This window comes from Klebsiella sp. CN_Kp113, assembly GCF_040064585.1.
GTDB classification, from domain to species: domain Bacteria; phylum Pseudomonadota; class Gammaproteobacteria; order Enterobacterales; family Enterobacteriaceae; genus Klebsiella; species Klebsiella michiganensis.
Genome location: NZ_JBEAID010000018.1, coordinates 130,170 through 143,438, shown reverse-complemented (window position 1 = coordinate 143,438; position 13,269 = coordinate 130,170). Strand labels below are relative to the sequence as shown.

The 13,269-nt window shown below is 59.9% G+C and carries 13 protein-coding genes; 8 read left to right on the top strand and 5 right to left on the bottom strand.

Annotated elements, in window-relative coordinates; all coding sequences use genetic code 11:
• Positions 1 to 150 precede the first annotated feature (150 nt).
• The 4 genes from ogt to ABLV30_RS10745 all read right to left on the bottom strand — a co-directional run bounded on the left by ogt (position 151) and on the right by ABLV30_RS10745 (position 5,515).
• Entirely contained in the window at positions 151 to 666 is a 516-nt protein-coding gene (ogt, locus tag ABLV30_RS10760) for a methylated-DNA--[protein]-cysteine S-methyltransferase (RefSeq protein WP_014229564.1), read from the bottom strand.
• A gap of 454 nt (positions 667 to 1,120) precedes the next feature.
• Positions 1,121 to 2,647 carry a p-aminobenzoyl-glutamate transporter gene (gene abgT / locus ABLV30_RS10755; RefSeq protein WP_025105810.1) on the bottom strand — a complete coding sequence of 509 codons (1,527 nt, stop codon included), beginning with the start codon at positions 2,645 to 2,647 and terminating at the stop codon, positions 1,121 to 1,123.
• Between the two features lie 112 nt (positions 2,648 to 2,759).
• Entirely contained in the window at positions 2,760 to 4,205 is a 1,446-nt protein-coding gene (locus ABLV30_RS10750) for a M20 family metallopeptidase (RefSeq protein ID WP_064377262.1), read from the bottom strand.
• The gene (locus tag ABLV30_RS10745) at positions 4,205 to 5,515 is read right to left on the bottom strand and encodes a M20 family metallo-hydrolase (protein ID WP_265800050.1); all 1,311 of its coding nucleotides are present in this window, start codon (positions 5,513 to 5,515) and stop codon (positions 4,205 to 4,207) included. Before ABLV30_RS10745 ends, ABLV30_RS10750 begins: the two co-directional genes overlap by 1 nt.
• Before the next feature lie 166 nt (positions 5,516 to 5,681).
• Here ABLV30_RS10745 and ABLV30_RS10740 point away from each other — a divergent pair, with 166 nt between their 5' ends.
• Both ABLV30_RS10740 and smrA read left to right on the top strand, forming a co-directional pair.
• Positions 5,682 to 6,590: a LysR family transcriptional regulator gene (locus tag ABLV30_RS10740; protein WP_014229560.1), complete on the top strand. Its 909-nt coding sequence runs from the start codon at positions 5,682 to 5,684 to the stop codon at positions 6,588 to 6,590.
• Between the two features lie 82 nt (positions 6,591 to 6,672).
• The gene (smrA, locus tag ABLV30_RS10735; protein ID WP_004851345.1) at positions 6,673 to 7,236 is read left to right on the top strand and encodes a DNA endonuclease SmrA; all 564 of its coding nucleotides are present in this window, start codon (positions 6,673 to 6,675) and stop codon (positions 7,234 to 7,236) included.
• Here the strand turns inward: smrA and ABLV30_RS10730 are convergent.
• Complete coding sequence (locus ABLV30_RS10730) at positions 7,233 to 8,039, bottom strand: IclR family transcriptional regulator C-terminal domain-containing protein (RefSeq protein ID WP_004851343.1); 807 nt, start codon at positions 8,037 to 8,039, stop codon at positions 7,233 to 7,235. The genes smrA and ABLV30_RS10730 overlap by 4 nt on opposite strands.
• A gap of 167 nt (positions 8,040 to 8,206) precedes the next feature.
• Here ABLV30_RS10730 and ABLV30_RS10725 point away from each other — a divergent pair, with 167 nt between their 5' ends.
• Genes ABLV30_RS10725 through pcaC form a run of 6 tightly spaced genes read left to right on the top strand, consistent with a single transcriptional unit; the run spans position 8,207 to position 13,265 of the window.
• Positions 8,207 to 8,893: a 3-oxoacid CoA-transferase subunit A gene (locus ABLV30_RS10725; RefSeq protein ID WP_064377263.1), complete on the top strand. Its 687-nt coding sequence runs from the start codon at positions 8,207 to 8,209 to the stop codon at positions 8,891 to 8,893.
• Between the two features lie 10 nt (positions 8,894 to 8,903).
• Positions 8,904 to 9,560 carry a 3-oxoacid CoA-transferase subunit B gene (locus ABLV30_RS10720; RefSeq protein ID WP_014229557.1) on the top strand — a complete coding sequence of 219 codons (657 nt, stop codon included), beginning with the start codon at positions 8,904 to 8,906 and terminating at the stop codon, positions 9,558 to 9,560.
• A 10-nt stretch (positions 9,561 to 9,570) separates the two neighbouring features.
• A complete protein-coding gene (gene pcaF, locus ABLV30_RS10715) occupies positions 9,571 to 10,773 on the top strand; it encodes a 3-oxoadipyl-CoA thiolase (protein ID WP_148849561.1) in 1,203 nt (400 codons plus the stop codon).
• 9 nt (positions 10,774 to 10,782) lie between these two features.
• Positions 10,783 to 12,135 (top strand): 3-carboxy-cis,cis-muconate cycloisomerase, encoded by a 1,353-nt coding sequence (locus ABLV30_RS10710; protein WP_064357300.1) that lies wholly within the window; start codon positions 10,783 to 10,785, stop codon positions 12,133 to 12,135.
• Positions 12,125 to 12,892, top strand: a complete 768-nt coding sequence (gene pcaD, locus ABLV30_RS10705) for a 3-oxoadipate enol-lactonase (RefSeq protein WP_348865596.1) — start codon at positions 12,125 to 12,127, stop codon at positions 12,890 to 12,892. The genes ABLV30_RS10710 and pcaD overlap by 11 nt, the downstream gene beginning before the upstream one ends.
• Positions 12,882 to 13,265 carry a 4-carboxymuconolactone decarboxylase gene (pcaC, locus tag ABLV30_RS10700; protein ID WP_046876593.1) on the top strand — a complete coding sequence of 128 codons (384 nt, stop codon included), beginning with the start codon at positions 12,882 to 12,884 and terminating at the stop codon, positions 13,263 to 13,265. The genes pcaD and pcaC overlap by 11 nt, the downstream gene beginning before the upstream one ends.
• The last annotated feature ends 4 nt before the right edge of the window (positions 13,266 to 13,269 follow it).

Sequence of the window (13,269 nt, the reverse complement as noted above, 5' to 3'; positions counted from 1 at the left end):
TTTTGGTGAGCAGGTAAGTCTCGAACCCCTGAAACACGTAATATTAAAAGGGTAAATCAGTTACCCATTTTATCTCATTGATTATGAATAAGTTATCTGGCGATATTGGATTGTAAAATTACCGGAAGATTCCAGAAAAGGCACTTACGGTCAAAGGAGCAGATAGCCTTCGTGACGCAATAGCCACTCTTTTCGCTGCACGCCGCCGGCGTAACCCGTCATGGTGCCGTTACGCCCGATCACCCGGTGGCAGGGCACCACAATACTGACAGGATTTGAACCGTTGGCGGCACCCACGGCGCGCGCCGCGCCCGGACGTCCCAGCGCCTCCGCGAGCTGACCGTAGTGCATGACCTGGCCGCAGGGGATGGTGCGCAGCGTTTGCCAGACTTCCCGCTGAAACGGCGTCCCGCCGGTGGCGGTAGGTAAGGTGTCGATAACGGCGAGATCGCCCGCGAAGTAATCGCTAAGCTTACGGCTCAGGTTACCGGGATTACGCGAATCAACGCGTTGGTAGCCTTCACGGCGATAATGCACATCCAGCAGTTGTTCCATGCGGTCGCGGTGCTGATCCCACTCAACGGCCCGCAGGTTAAACTGCTCATCGCAAATCACCCACAGCGGCCCCAGCGGGGTGTCAATTTTATCTTGCAACAGCGTGAGCATCGGTCCTCCTTCAGCGAGGTTATTTTGGCAGGGCATCACCATAGCACGACGCGATGTGGGCAAACCATACTCCGAAAAGGTCAACAAACAGGGTCAGCATGGACTATTAATTATGAGGTGAGGAAAGCGATGTTTATTTTTACATTCACTCGCAGACGCGTTGGCAAGGCGATTTTGCTACCTTTATCCGGCGGCGAATTCACCGGCAACCATCCGGCGCGGCAGATAAACAGACTGGCTTTCCTTGAGTCCATGATTTCCCGGCGTTTCTGCGCGGGTTTTTACCAACAAAGGTGGTGATATGCAATATATGATGACTGGCGTTGTAATTGTGATTATCAGCGGCTTAGTAATTCATCTGATCGCTTTGGCGATTGAAGGACTGTATAAAGTCATCAGTAACCGCACGACCTGGCGTTAACGTTTTTGTGGCCTTCCCTGGCCTGTCGCGACGTTAAGGTAATCGCGGATAAATACCCGGTCCGATGGGCAGCCCCACGAGGTACCAGCCAACCAGCAGCAGTAGCCAGACGGCAAGGAATATTAATGGATAAGGCAAGACCAGCGAGTAGTAGGTTCCAAGCTTAGCGTCGGGCCGGTAGCGCTGTAAGAAGCCGAGAAATAGCGGCACAAACGGCGATACCGGCGCCAGCGGCAGCACCGATGAGTCGGCGATGCGAAACAGAATCTGCGCGAATGCCGGGTGAAAGCCCAGCAGCATAAACATCGGCACGAAAATCGGCGCCAGAATCGACCAGATTGCCGAACCGCTGGCGATAAACATACACAAAAAGGCGGATAGCAGCGCCAGGCCGACAAACGCCGGTACGCCGTTCATTCCCGCACTCTCCAGCAGATCCGTCAAGCCGACGGCCATAAATTTCCCCATATTGCTCCAGTTGAACATGGCGACGAACTGGGCCAGCGGGAAGACCATCACGATAAAACCTGCCATCTCTTTCATCGGCTCAATCATCAGCTGAGGCAGATCGGCCTGGCGGCGAATTTTGCCGGTGGCGATGCCGTAGGCCAGTGAAACGACGAAGAAGAAAAAGATAATGAGCGGGACGATCCCTTTTATAAACGGCGAAGGCATCACGGTATGCTTGATGGGATCGCGCAGGATACCGTTTTCCGGCACGACCATCAGCGCGATCGCCGCCACGAATAACAGCGCGGCCACGCCGGCCACGCGCAGGCCGAAGCGCTGTTCCGGCGTCAACGTCTGCAGCGTTTCATCGCTGTTGCCTTGCCATTGCCCTAACCGCGGTTCCACCAGTTTATCGGTAATCAATCCGCCAACCAGAGTGAGAACGATCACTGAGGTTGCCATAAAATACCAGTTATCAATCACGCTGACGTGGAGCGAGGCGTCAAGGGTTTTTGCCGCTTCGGTGCTGATGCCAGAGAGCAGGACATCGGTGGTGACGATGAGCAGATTGGCCGTGAAGCCGCAGCCGACGCCGGCGATGGCCGCCAGCAGCCCGGCAACCGGGTGGCGGCCGACGGCGAGGAACATCAGGGCGCCCAGCGGCGGCATAATCACCAGCGCGGCATCGGAAGAGATGTGGCTAAAGAAGGCGATAAAAAGCACCATATAGCTGGCGTAACGGGCGCTAACGTGGGATGACATTTTCACCATCAGCGAAGGCAGCAGGCCCACTCGTTCCGCAAAACCGGCCCCCAGCACCAGAGCCAGAATGGCCCCCAGCGGCGCGAAACCGCTGAAGTTCTTAATGACGTTCGGCAAAAACCAGTGCAATCCTTCAACGCTAAGCAAATTTTTCACCACCACTCGCGAGCCGTCGGTGGGGTTCTGTACCCCGACGTTCAGCGCCGACAGGATGGCGGTGGCGACCATTAACGCCACAATCAGATAGATAAACAGTAAAAACGGATGCGGGACCTTGTTACCTATTTTTTCAACCCAGCCATAAAGCTTACCGGTGGGGGAAGGCGACGGTATGGATGACATACTCATGGGCGTTCCTCAGTTGTCGTTGTTGTGTTGGTTGTCTCTTTACCCCTGGGCGTGTCAGCCGTTATTTTTTTGGCGATTACCGCGTTGCCGTACTCCATCCAGGGGGCTTTTATTATTTTAAAATCGAAGGGTTGATCTCCTGTGGAATGGGGCACCGGTAGGGCCTTTCGGCTAAGACCTGCGCCAGTTCCTGCTGGCTGGCGGTCAGTAACGCCCTGTCGCTGAACAGACGAATGGCCGTCGCGCCCAGCACTTTCCCCGCCAGCAGCATCCCTTTGTGGGCGATGGAGGTTCTGCCCTGGCTCACCAGTTGCCAGGAGTGCAGCGGCGTCCCGACGGCAAAACAGGGGCTGAAGCACTGGGCCATGGGGGCCTTCCAGCTCACGTCGCCGACGTCGGTAGAGCCCGCAAGGATGTTGTCCGTTGCCGCCCACGGCGCCACTTCATCGATCAGGCGCGTTTCGCGGTGGCGGCGGGCGAACGCTTTCCCGTCCTCGCCGCCGGTGTCGGCAATGTTTTTCAGGCTGTTATTGATATCGTTCGCGCTCAAGGTTGCGCGAATTTCGGCGGCGAATGCGCGCTCTTCCGCGCTCCAGGGCGGCGTGCCGTAATGGCAAACCGCCTGATACATCGCCGCTTCCAGCGTGCGGTTGGGCAGATAGCTGGAACAGGCTTTTTCGAAGCGACAGCTGACGCGGGTCTCGGTCATCAACGCCGCGCCCTGGGCGATTTTCTCGATCCGGGCGAAGATTTGCTGCGCGTCGGCCATTTCCGGCGCGCGAATGAGATACAGCACCTCCGCCTGCGCCTGAACAACGTTGGGAGAGACGCCGCCGGTATCGGTGATGGCGTAGTGCACCCGCGCTTTTTCGATAATATGTTCGTTAAGGAAGTTGCTGCCGGTGGTCATCAGCGTCACGGCATCCAGCGCGCTGCGGCCCAAATGCGGCGAGTTTGCCGCGTGCGCCGCGGTGCCGGTAAACCGCCACGCCGCCTGAATGTTGGCAAGGGTGCGGGTGCTGAACATCCCGGCCCAGGCTTCCGGATGCCAGGTCAGAGCGGCATCGATGTCATCGAATAACCCCTCGCGGACCATGAAGGTTTTCCCCGAGCCGCCTTCCTCGCCGGGACAGCCATAGAAGCGAAGCGTGCCGGCGCCGCCCTGTTGCTGCAGCCAGTTCCTGGCGGCGACCGCGGCGGCGAACGCCGCCGTACCAAGCAGATTATGCCCGCACCCGTGGCCGTTTTCTCCCGGCGTCGAAGACGCGGGTTCCGCGCAGTGGGCCTGCTGGCTGAGCCCCGCCAGGGCGTCAAATTCGCCGAGGAGGGCAATCACCGGTTGGCCCGCGCCGAAGCTGGCGATAAAGGCGTTGGGGATCCCGCCGGCATTGCGGGTCAATTGAAAGCCTTCCGCTTCCAGCGCATCGGCCAAACGCGCAGCCGACCAGAATTCCTGAAAGCGGGTTTCCGGATGGTCCCAGATATCATCGGCAATGGCGCAAAAATCGTTGCGCCGCCCCTCAATAACGTCATCGACAAATTGATAAACGTGTTCCATTACACACCTCGCTGCCAGGGAAAGTTCAGGGCGACGCGTGCTAACGTTTCGACGGCCAGGGTCATCACGTTCTCGTCGAAATCGAATTTTTCATTGTGGTGACCGGCGCTCAGTTCCGTGCCGAATATCATGTATGAGGCGAGACCGCCGCGCTCCTGGACCCGGGCCATCATCAGAGTGGCATCCTCGGAACCCGCCGGGGCAGCGATACGATCGACAGCCTGTTTAACGCCGGGGACCTGGGCCGTCTGCTGGCGCAGATAGTCCACCCACGCCGGCGACGGGGCGCTGGAGGTGGCCGCGCCCATCAGCTGCAACTGGTAACTGGCTTCATACATGGTCGCCGCGCCGGCGATCGCCTGTTTAGCCCGCTCAAAGACGTACTGGTTAATGGCATCGGTTTCGCCACGGGTTTCGACTTTTAATAGCGCGGAGGAGGGAACCACGTTACGTCCGGTACCGGCCTGCATGACGCCGACGTTAACCCTTGATGCCCCGGCGCTGTGCGGCGCGATGGCGTGCAGGGCAAGGGCGGCCTGGGCCGCCGCCAGTAGCGCGTTACGGCCATCTTCCGGTTTACCACCAGCGTGGGCGGCGACGCCGCTGAACTGCACATCGAATTTGGTGGTGGCCATAAAGTTATCGCCGCCGCAGACGACGGTGCCGGCAGGGACGCCGGTACCGATATGAATGGCGGTAAAGTAATCCACCTCATCAAGTACGCCCGCCGCGACCATGGCGCGCGCGCCGCGGGTACCTTCTTCCGCCGGCTGGAAAATCAGCACCATCGTCCCGTTGAGCTGCGCGGCATACTCCTTCAGAACGTGCGCCAGACCCAGCCCGATTGCGGTGTGACCGTCGTGGCCGCAGGCATGCATCATGCCGTCGTTGCAGGAGGCAAAACGATCGCGATGCGGACGGTGACTATCGTCATGCTGCTCGTTGAGATCGAGCGCATCCATGTCGACGCGAAACGCCAGCGTCGGCCCCGGCCGCCCGGTATCGAGGGTCGCCACCACTCCGGCGTAGCCGCCTTCAAACGCCGGTAGCCAGCGTTCAGGCGCACCCTGCGCGCGGGCGCGCTGGAACGCCTGCGCCAGCGTCTCTTCATCAGGCAGGCCCATACGGCTATCGGCGTCGATAACGTCGCGCCCCAGCGCCAGCTGATAACCCAGACCGTCTAATACTTCCGCCACTTTGCTGGCGGTGCGGAACTCCAGCCAGCCGGATTCCGCATGCAGGTGAAAATCGCGACGCCATTCGGTCATTTTTGGCGCCAGCTGGTTGATGAAATCATAAAGTTGCGGCATAACCTTTCCCGTTATAAGCAAAAACTGTGATGGTGTTCACGAAGTGATAGCCTTTACTTATCACCCATCACTTTCATGCACTCTCATCCTTAACCTGCCACAGCACAATCGATTACAGTAGATGTCATTTTCTTCTGTCTGATAAACACTGGTTATCACTCACAACATGTCATTTCAGATTAAATTTCACCACATTCGCGCCTTCGTTGAGGTCGCGCGCGAAGGAAGTATTCGCGGCGCCAGCCGGGCGTTGGCGATTTCGCAGCCGGCGTTGACCAAAGCGATTAAAGAGCTGGAAGAGGGGCTCTCCGCGCAGCTGTTTGTGCGCCGTAGCCAGGGGGTGGCGTTGACCGAAAATGGCGAAAGTTTTTATCAACATGCGAGCCTGATCCTGGAAGAGCTGCGGGTGGCGCAGGATGAATTGCTGCAACGTCAGGGCGAGCAGGCCGGGCAGATTAATATCGGCCTTGGCGCCAGCGTAGCGCGTTCGCTGATGCCTTCGGTTATTTGCCGCTTTCATCAGCAGCATCCGCTGGTGAAGGTGCGGATTATGGAAGGACAGCTGCTGGCGATGATTAATGAACTGCGTCAGGGTGAGCTGGATTTCACCATCAATACTTACTATCCCGGCCCCTACGATCATGAATTCAGTTTTGAGAAGCTATTTGAGAAACCCTTCGCGGTATTCGCCCGCGCCGGTCACCCGGCGGCACACGTCACTTCACTGACCGAGCTGCTCGATCACCACTGGACGATGCCGACGCCGCGCGGCAGCTACTTCAAACAGCTGCAGGAGATGTTTAACCAGGCCGGACTGGCGCCAAAGGTGGATATCGTTTGTGAGACCTTCTCTTCGTGCATTAGCCTGGTGGTGAAAAGCGATTTTCTCAGCATTCTGCCGGTCGAACTTGGCAACGACCCGATGATGGCGGATAAGCTGGTGATGATCCCCATTCGAGAAGCGTTACCCAAAGCCACCTATTTTCTGATTCAGCGCCGCGATACGCGGCAAACGCCCTTAACCGCGTCATTAATCACGCTGTTTCGTCGTCAGAGCCGACAACTATTTCCATAATCGCGCAGAGGTGGCTAAACGCGTTGAGGAGGCGCCGCGAGACGGCTATAGTAACCACCCGGTAGTAGCTGGAGGAGCGCGCATGAACCTTGACGACAAATCCCTATTTCTTGGCGCCATGGAGGACGTTCAGCCTCTGAAACATAATCACGACGTTCACTGGCACCCCGCGCGCAATACTCGCGCCGCGCAGCGGATTGATCCCCTGCAGCTGGATAACTTTCTGACCACCGGCTATCTCGATATTGTGCCGCTGGCAACCGCCCTTGAGTTTAAGCGGGAAGGTCTGCAAAGCGGCGTACTGGAGAAGCTCCGGCGCGGCAAATACGGCCAACAGGCAAGCCTCAATCTGCTGCGCCAGCCGGTGGAGAAGTGCCGACAGAATCTGTTTGCTTTTGTGGTCCAGGCGCAAAAAGAGGGGCTGCGTAATGTGCTGATCGTGCATGGCAAAGGGCGCGACGATAACGCGCACGCCAATATTATTCGCAGCTACCTGGCGCGCTGGCTGGTGGAACTCCCGGAAGTCCAGGCGTTCTGCGCGGCGTTACCGCACCACGGCGGCAGCGGCGCCTGCTACGTGGCCCTGCGGAAATCGGCGGAGGCAAAGCAGGAAAACTGGGAGCGCCACGCCAAGCATAGCCGCTAGCGCATCAACAGCGTCAGTTCCCGGGCTGCTTTCTGTAGCTCGGGTAACACCCGCTCCAGCATCTCGTGCGTGGAGACCTGCCCGGCGTGTACGCCGACGTTCAGCGCCGCCTGAATCTGCCCCTGAGGGTTAAAGAGCGGCACCGCCAGCGAGCGCAGCCCCATCTCGAGCTCCTGATCGTTAAGCGCGTAGCCCTGCTGGTGCACGCGCTTAAGTTCGGTACGCAGCTTTGCAACCGAATCAACGGTTTGCGGGGTATAGCGAATCATCGTGACCCGGCCCAGCATATCGTTCAGCTTCTCCTCCGGCTGATAGCTCAGCAGCACGCGTCCCATGGAGGTCGCCCAGGCGGGCAGGCGGCTGCCGATGTCGAGATCGATGGTCATAATGCGCGAACTCGACGCGCGAGCGATATAAAGAATGTCGTCGCCGTCGAGAGTGGCGATGGAGCAGGACTCATTGAGCATTTCGCTTAAATGCTTCAGCACTGGCTGCGCCGAACGCGCCAGCGGCGTGGAGGCAAGCCAGGCGTGGCCCAGCGCCAGAATTTTCGGTCGCAGCTGGAAATTTTTACCATCTTCGGCGTAAACAAAGCCCAGTTTGCTCAGCGTATACAGGCAGCGGCGCACCGCCGCGCGCGGAATGCCGGTCTTTTGGCTGATCTGCGAAATTGAGAGCAGCGGGCGCTGCGGAGTAAACGCCTGGATCACCTCCAGCCCGCGCGCCAGCGAAGCCATAAAGTTCGGATCGCCCTTAAACGGATCGCTATCGCCCGTCAGTAAATCATCTGGATGCTTCTCCATTTTCTTCTCCGTATTTGCCGTCGATCACATTCTTTCGTTAAACATACACGATGTTCGATTATCGCACCATATTTCGATTATCGCCCTTGACCAGCATCGTTAAGCGGGTCACATTTTGTGCGAACAACGAATAAAAGTGCGATTACCGCACATACAGGAGCGACCTGATGATTGATAAAAGCGTGTCGACGCTACGTGATGCCATCGCCGGGATCCACGACGGGGCGACCATAATGATTGGCGGTTTTGGCCCCGCCGGGCAGCCGACGTACCTGATAGATGCTCTGATAGAACAGGGGGCCCGTGATTTAACCATTATCAATAACAATGCGGGCAACGGCGAAGTCGGCCTGGCGGCGCTGCTGAAGGCCGGTCGGGTGCGAAAAATGATCTGTTCGTTCCCACGTCAGGTTGATTCGCAGATTTTCGATGACCTTTATCGCCGCGGCAAAATTGAGCTGGAGCTGGTACCGCAGGGCAACCTCGCGGCGCGGATCCAGGCGGCAGGCGCTGGCCTCGGCGCGGTGTTTACCCCCACCGGCTACGGTACGCCGCTGGCGGAGGGGAAAGAGACCCGCGAAATCGACGGGTGTCATTACGTGCTCGAATACCCTATCAGGGCCGACTTCGCGTTGATCAAAGCCCACCAGGGCGACCGCTGGGGAAACCTGGTTTATCGCAAAGCGGCCCGCAACTTCGGCCCGATTATGGCGACCGCCGCGAAAACCACCATTGTAGAAGTTTCGCAGCTGGTGCCCCTGGGCGATCTCGACCCGGAAAGCATCATTACCCCGGGCATTTTTGTGCAGCGCGTCTACTCCCTGGAAAACCTGATTGCCGCTAAAAGCGCCTGAGGAACTCTTAATGCAAAAACTGACTCGCGATGAGATGGCCCAGCGCGTGGCCCGCGATATTCCCGAAGGCGCTTACGTCAATCTGGGGATCGGCTTGCCCACCCGCATCGCCAACTATCTTCCTGCCGATAAAGAAATCTTCCTGCACAGCGAAAACGGCCTGCTGGGGATGGGGCCGAAACCGCTGCCGGGGGAAGAGGATCCGGAGCTGATTAACGCCGGGAAAGAGTATGTGACTCTGCTCAACGGCGGCTGCTACTTTCACCACGGCGACTCCTTCGCCATGATGCGCGGCGGGCACCTCGATATCTGCGTGCTTGGCGCCTACCAGGTTTCCGCCAGCGGCGATCTGGCGAACTGGAGCACCGGCGCGCCCGACGCCATTCCTGCCGTCGGCGGAGCGATGGATCTGGCCATTGGCGCTCGTCAGGTCTTCGTGATGATGGATCACCTGACCCGCGACGGGGAGTGCAAGCTGGTAGAGCACTGCACCTATCCGCTGACCGGCGTCGGCTGCGTCAGCCGTATCTATACCGACCTGGCGGTCATCGATATCAGCGAAAGCGGCCCGGTGGTGCGGGAAATCTTTAACGGCCTCTCTTTTGAGGAACTGCAGCGCATCACGCCGGTGGCGCTGACTTTTGCACAACTGGCGGAAAGCGCGTAAGGAACCTATGATGAATCAGGCATTTATCTGTGATGCGGTGCGGACGCCGTTCGGCCGCTTTGGCGGTACCCTGGCCACCCTGCGCGCCGACGATCTGGCGGCGCTGCCGCTGAAAGCGCTGCTGGAGCGCAACCCGGGACTCGATCCGGCGCGTATTGACGATGTGATTTACGGCTGCGCTAACCAGGCGGGGGAAGATAACCGCAACGTCGCGCGCATGGCGCTGCTGCTGGCCGGTCTGCCGGAATGCGTACCGGGCAGTACCGTAAACCGCCTGTGCGGTTCCAGCCTTGATGCGATCGGTATCGCAGCGCGCGCGATTAAAAGCGGCGAAACTCAGCTGATGATCGCCGGCGGCGTGGAGAGCATGTCGCGCGCGCCTTTTGTGATGGGCAAGGCCGAAAGCGCCTTTAGCCGCACGATGCGGATGGAAGATACCACCATCGGCTGGCGCTTCATTAACCCGCAGATGAAAGCGCTGTACGGCGTGGATTCGATGCCGGAAACGGCGGAAAACGTGGCGGACGATTTCGCCATTTCGCGGGAGGACCAGGATGCGTTTGCGCTGCGTAGCCAGCTGCGTACGGCGGCGGCGCAGGAGGCCGGACGCTTTGCCGACGAGCTGATTGCCGTCTCGGTGCCGCAGCGTAAGGGCGAACCGCTACTCTTTAGCCGCGATGAGCACCCGCGCAGTACCACGGCGGAGGCGCTGGCCAGGCTGCGCGGCGTTGTGCGCGCCGACGGTACGGTGACGGCAGGTAACGCTTCCGGAGTCAACGACGGCGCCTGCGCGCTGCTGCTTGCCAGCGAGCAGGCGCTGGCCGCCAATGATTTACAGCCGCTCGCCCGCGTGGTGGGCGTCGCGACGGCAGGGGTGGCGCCGCGTATTATGGGATTTGGCCCGGCGCCGGCGGTACGTAAGGTGCTGGCGCAAACCGGGCTAACGCTTGGGCAGATGGACGTCATTGAACTGAATGAGGCCTTTGCCGCTCAGGCGCTGGCGGTCACGCGCGATCTGGGTCTGCCCGACGATGCGGCGCACGTCAACCCTAACGGCGGCGCGATAGCCCTCGGACATCCGCTTGGCGCCTCCGGCGGCCGTCTGGCAATGACCGCGGCGTACCAGCTGCGCCGTACCGGCGGGCGCTATGCGCTGTGCACCATGTGTATCGGCGTCGGTCAGGGGATCGCGCTGATTATAGAACGCGTTTAAGGAGCCATAATGAGTTTGTTGACCCCGATGATGCGCACCAGTCCGCTGACCGCCTGGTTCAGCGATGCGCAGCGGGTACAGGGGATGCTGGATTTTGAAGCCGCGCTGGCTCGCGCTCAGGTCGAATGCGGCCTCGTGCCGCAGGCGGCGCTTAATCCCATTATTGAGAGTTGCCGGCACGAAAACATCGACTTCTCCGCGCTGGGGCAGGCCGCCGCCAGCGCCGGGAATCTGGCGATCCCGCTGGTCAAACAGCTGACCGCGCGGGTTAAACAACGGGATGACGCGGCGGCGCGCTACGTACACTGGGGGGCGACCAGCCAGGATGCTATCGACACCGGCTTTATCCTGCAACTGCGCGGCGCGCTGGCGGAAACGGACTCCCTGCTGCAGCAACTGCTCGACGCGTTAGCCCATCAGGCGGCGCGCTATCAGGATACGGTGATGCCCGGACGTACCTGGATGCAGCATGCGCTGCCGGTCACCTTCGGTCTGAAACTGGCCGGGACGCTGGATGCGCTGCTGCGCTGGCAGGTGCGTCTGCGAGAGATGCGCTCAAGGGTGCTGGCGCTGCAGTTTGGCGGCGCGGCGGGCACCCTCGATTCCCTTAAAACGCAGGCGCCGCGGATCGCCGGCGCGCTGGCGAAAACTCTCGACCTGCAGCTTCCGGACGCGCCGTGGCACAGCCAGCGCGACCGGCTGCTGGAGGTGGGGGCATGGTACGCGGGCGTCTGCGGCACGCTGGGTAAATTCGCCAATGATTTTTCTCTGCTGATGCAAACCGAGGTTGCAGAGGTGGGTGAACCGGTCGCCGAAGGACGCGGCGGATCGTCTACCATGCCGCACAAACGCAATCCCATCTCCTGCGCCGCTATTTTGACCGCCGCCCAGCGTACGCCCGGGCTGGTGGCAACGCTCTATGCCGGGCAGATCCAGCAGCACGAGCGGGCGCTGGGCGGCTGGCAGGCGGAGTGGGAAACGCTGCCGGAGCTGATAACCCTCGCCGGCGGCGCGCTGGCGCAGAGCGAAACGCTGGTCCGCGACATGCAGGTCTTCCCGCATAAGATGCGCGCCGACCTCGATATCACCCATGGCCTGATTATGGCCGAGGCCGTCACTCTGGCGCTGGCGGAGTTTGTCGGCAAAGCCGAGGCTCATCACCGGGTTGAGGCGCTGTGTCGCCAGGCGCTGGATGAGTCACGTTCGCTGTTAAGCGTGCTGGAAACCGATCCGCTGGTGAGCGAGCATCTCTCCGCCAGCCGCTTAACCCAACTGCTGGACCCGACAACGGCGACCGGCAGCTCAGCACTCTTCGTGCGCCAGGTTGTGGCGCGCTATAAGGAGCAACGTTATGAATGTTGATTATCAGATAGATGGGCCGCAAGACGCGCCGGTCATCGTTCTCTCTAACTCGCTGGGCACTACCCGGGCGATGTGGCAGCCGCAGCTTGAGGCGTTAACGCAGCATTTTCGCGTGCTGCGCTACGATACCCACGGCCATGGTGCCACCCGTAAAAACGGTAAAGTGACGCTGGCGCAGCTCGGCGAAGATGTGATTGCGCTGCTCGATCATCTTAATATCGCTAAAGCCTGGTTCTGCGGGATTTCAATGGGCGGCCTGACCGGCCTGTGGCTGGGGCGCTTTGCCCCTGAACGTTTTCAGGGGCTGGTCGTTGCCAACACCGCTGCGCGTATTGGCGACCAGGCCGGCTGGCTGTCGCGCGCCCGCACGGTGCGTCAGGAAGGGATGGCAGTGGTCGCCGCAGGCGCCGCGGACCGCTGGTTTACCCACGCATTTCGCCAGAAGGCGCCGGAAGTGGTGGAAGCATTGTGTCACCAGCTGAACCATATCGATGCTGAAGGCTATGCGGCCTGCTGCGAAGCGCTGGCCGCCGCCGATCTGCGTGGAGAGGTCGCGCAGATCGCGATTCCGGTGCTGATCGTCGCCGGAGAAAGTGACCCTGTCACAACGGTGGCGGACGCCAACTTCCTGCATCAGCAGATCCCGGTCTCTGAAGTCGTCGTGCTGGCGGCTTCGCATTTATCGAATATCGAAGCGCCGCAGGCGTTCAGCTCGGCGCTGCTGGGTTTTGTTCAGGGGGAAAAGCATGGACGATAAACAGCGGTATCAGCGGGGAATGGAGGTCCGGCGGAAGGTGCTCGGCGATGCTCACGTCGATAAGACGCTGGAAAAGCTGACGCCGCTGAATGAAGAGTTCCAGGATTTTATTACCCGCTACGCCTGGGGAGAGACCTGGACCCGGCCGGGGCTCGATCATCATACCCGCAGCATGATCACCATCGCCATGCTGATTGCGCTGAACCGCGAAGCAGAGCTGAAAATGCATCTGCGCGCGGCGTTTAATAACGGCGTCACCCGCGATGAGCTGAAAGAGCTGATTATGCACTCCGCGCTCTACTGCGGCCTGCCCGCCGCCAACGCCACGATGCATCTGGCGCAGCAGGTATTTGAAGAGATGGATGCCGTATAGCCGC

Bases quoted from the DNA above. Each gene is read 5' to 3' on its own strand.
- ogt (WP_014229564.1), bottom strand. From the start codon at position 666: ATGCTCACGCTGTTGCAAGATAAAATTGACACCCCGCTGGGGCCGCTG.
- ABLV30_RS10740 (WP_014229560.1), top strand. From the start codon at position 5,682: ATGTCATTTCAGATTAAATTTCACCACATTCGCGCCTTCGTTGAGGTC.
- ABLV30_RS10750 (WP_064377262.1), bottom strand. From the start codon at position 4,205: ATGGAACACGTTTATCAATTTGTCGATGACGTTATTGAGGGGCGGCGC.
- ABLV30_RS10725 (WP_064377263.1), top strand. From the start codon at position 8,207: ATGATTGATAAAAGCGTGTCGACGCTACGTGATGCCATCGCCGGGATC.
- ABLV30_RS10710 (WP_064357300.1), top strand. From the start codon at position 10,783: ATGAGTTTGTTGACCCCGATGATGCGCACCAGTCCGCTGACCGCCTGG.
- smrA (WP_004851345.1), top strand. From the start codon at position 6,673: ATGAACCTTGACGACAAATCCCTATTTCTTGGCGCCATGGAGGACGTT.
- pcaC (WP_046876593.1), top strand. From the start codon at position 12,882: ATGGACGATAAACAGCGGTATCAGCGGGGAATGGAGGTCCGGCGGAAG.
- ABLV30_RS10720 (WP_014229557.1), top strand. From the start codon at position 8,904: ATGCAAAAACTGACTCGCGATGAGATGGCCCAGCGCGTGGCCCGCGAT.
- abgT (WP_025105810.1), bottom strand. From the start codon at position 2,647: ATGAGTATGTCATCCATACCGTCGCCTTCCCCCACCGGTAAGCTTTAT.
- ABLV30_RS10730 (WP_004851343.1), bottom strand. From the start codon at position 8,039: ATGGAGAAGCATCCAGATGATTTACTGACGGGCGATAGCGATCCGTTT.
- pcaF (WP_148849561.1), top strand. From the start codon at position 9,571: ATGAATCAGGCATTTATCTGTGATGCGGTGCGGACGCCGTTCGGCCGC.
- pcaD (WP_348865596.1), top strand. From the start codon at position 12,125: ATGAATGTTGATTATCAGATAGATGGGCCGCAAGACGCGCCGGTCATC.
- ABLV30_RS10745 (WP_265800050.1), bottom strand. From the start codon at position 5,515: ATGCCGCAACTTTATGATTTCATCAACCAGCTGGCGCCAAAAATGACC.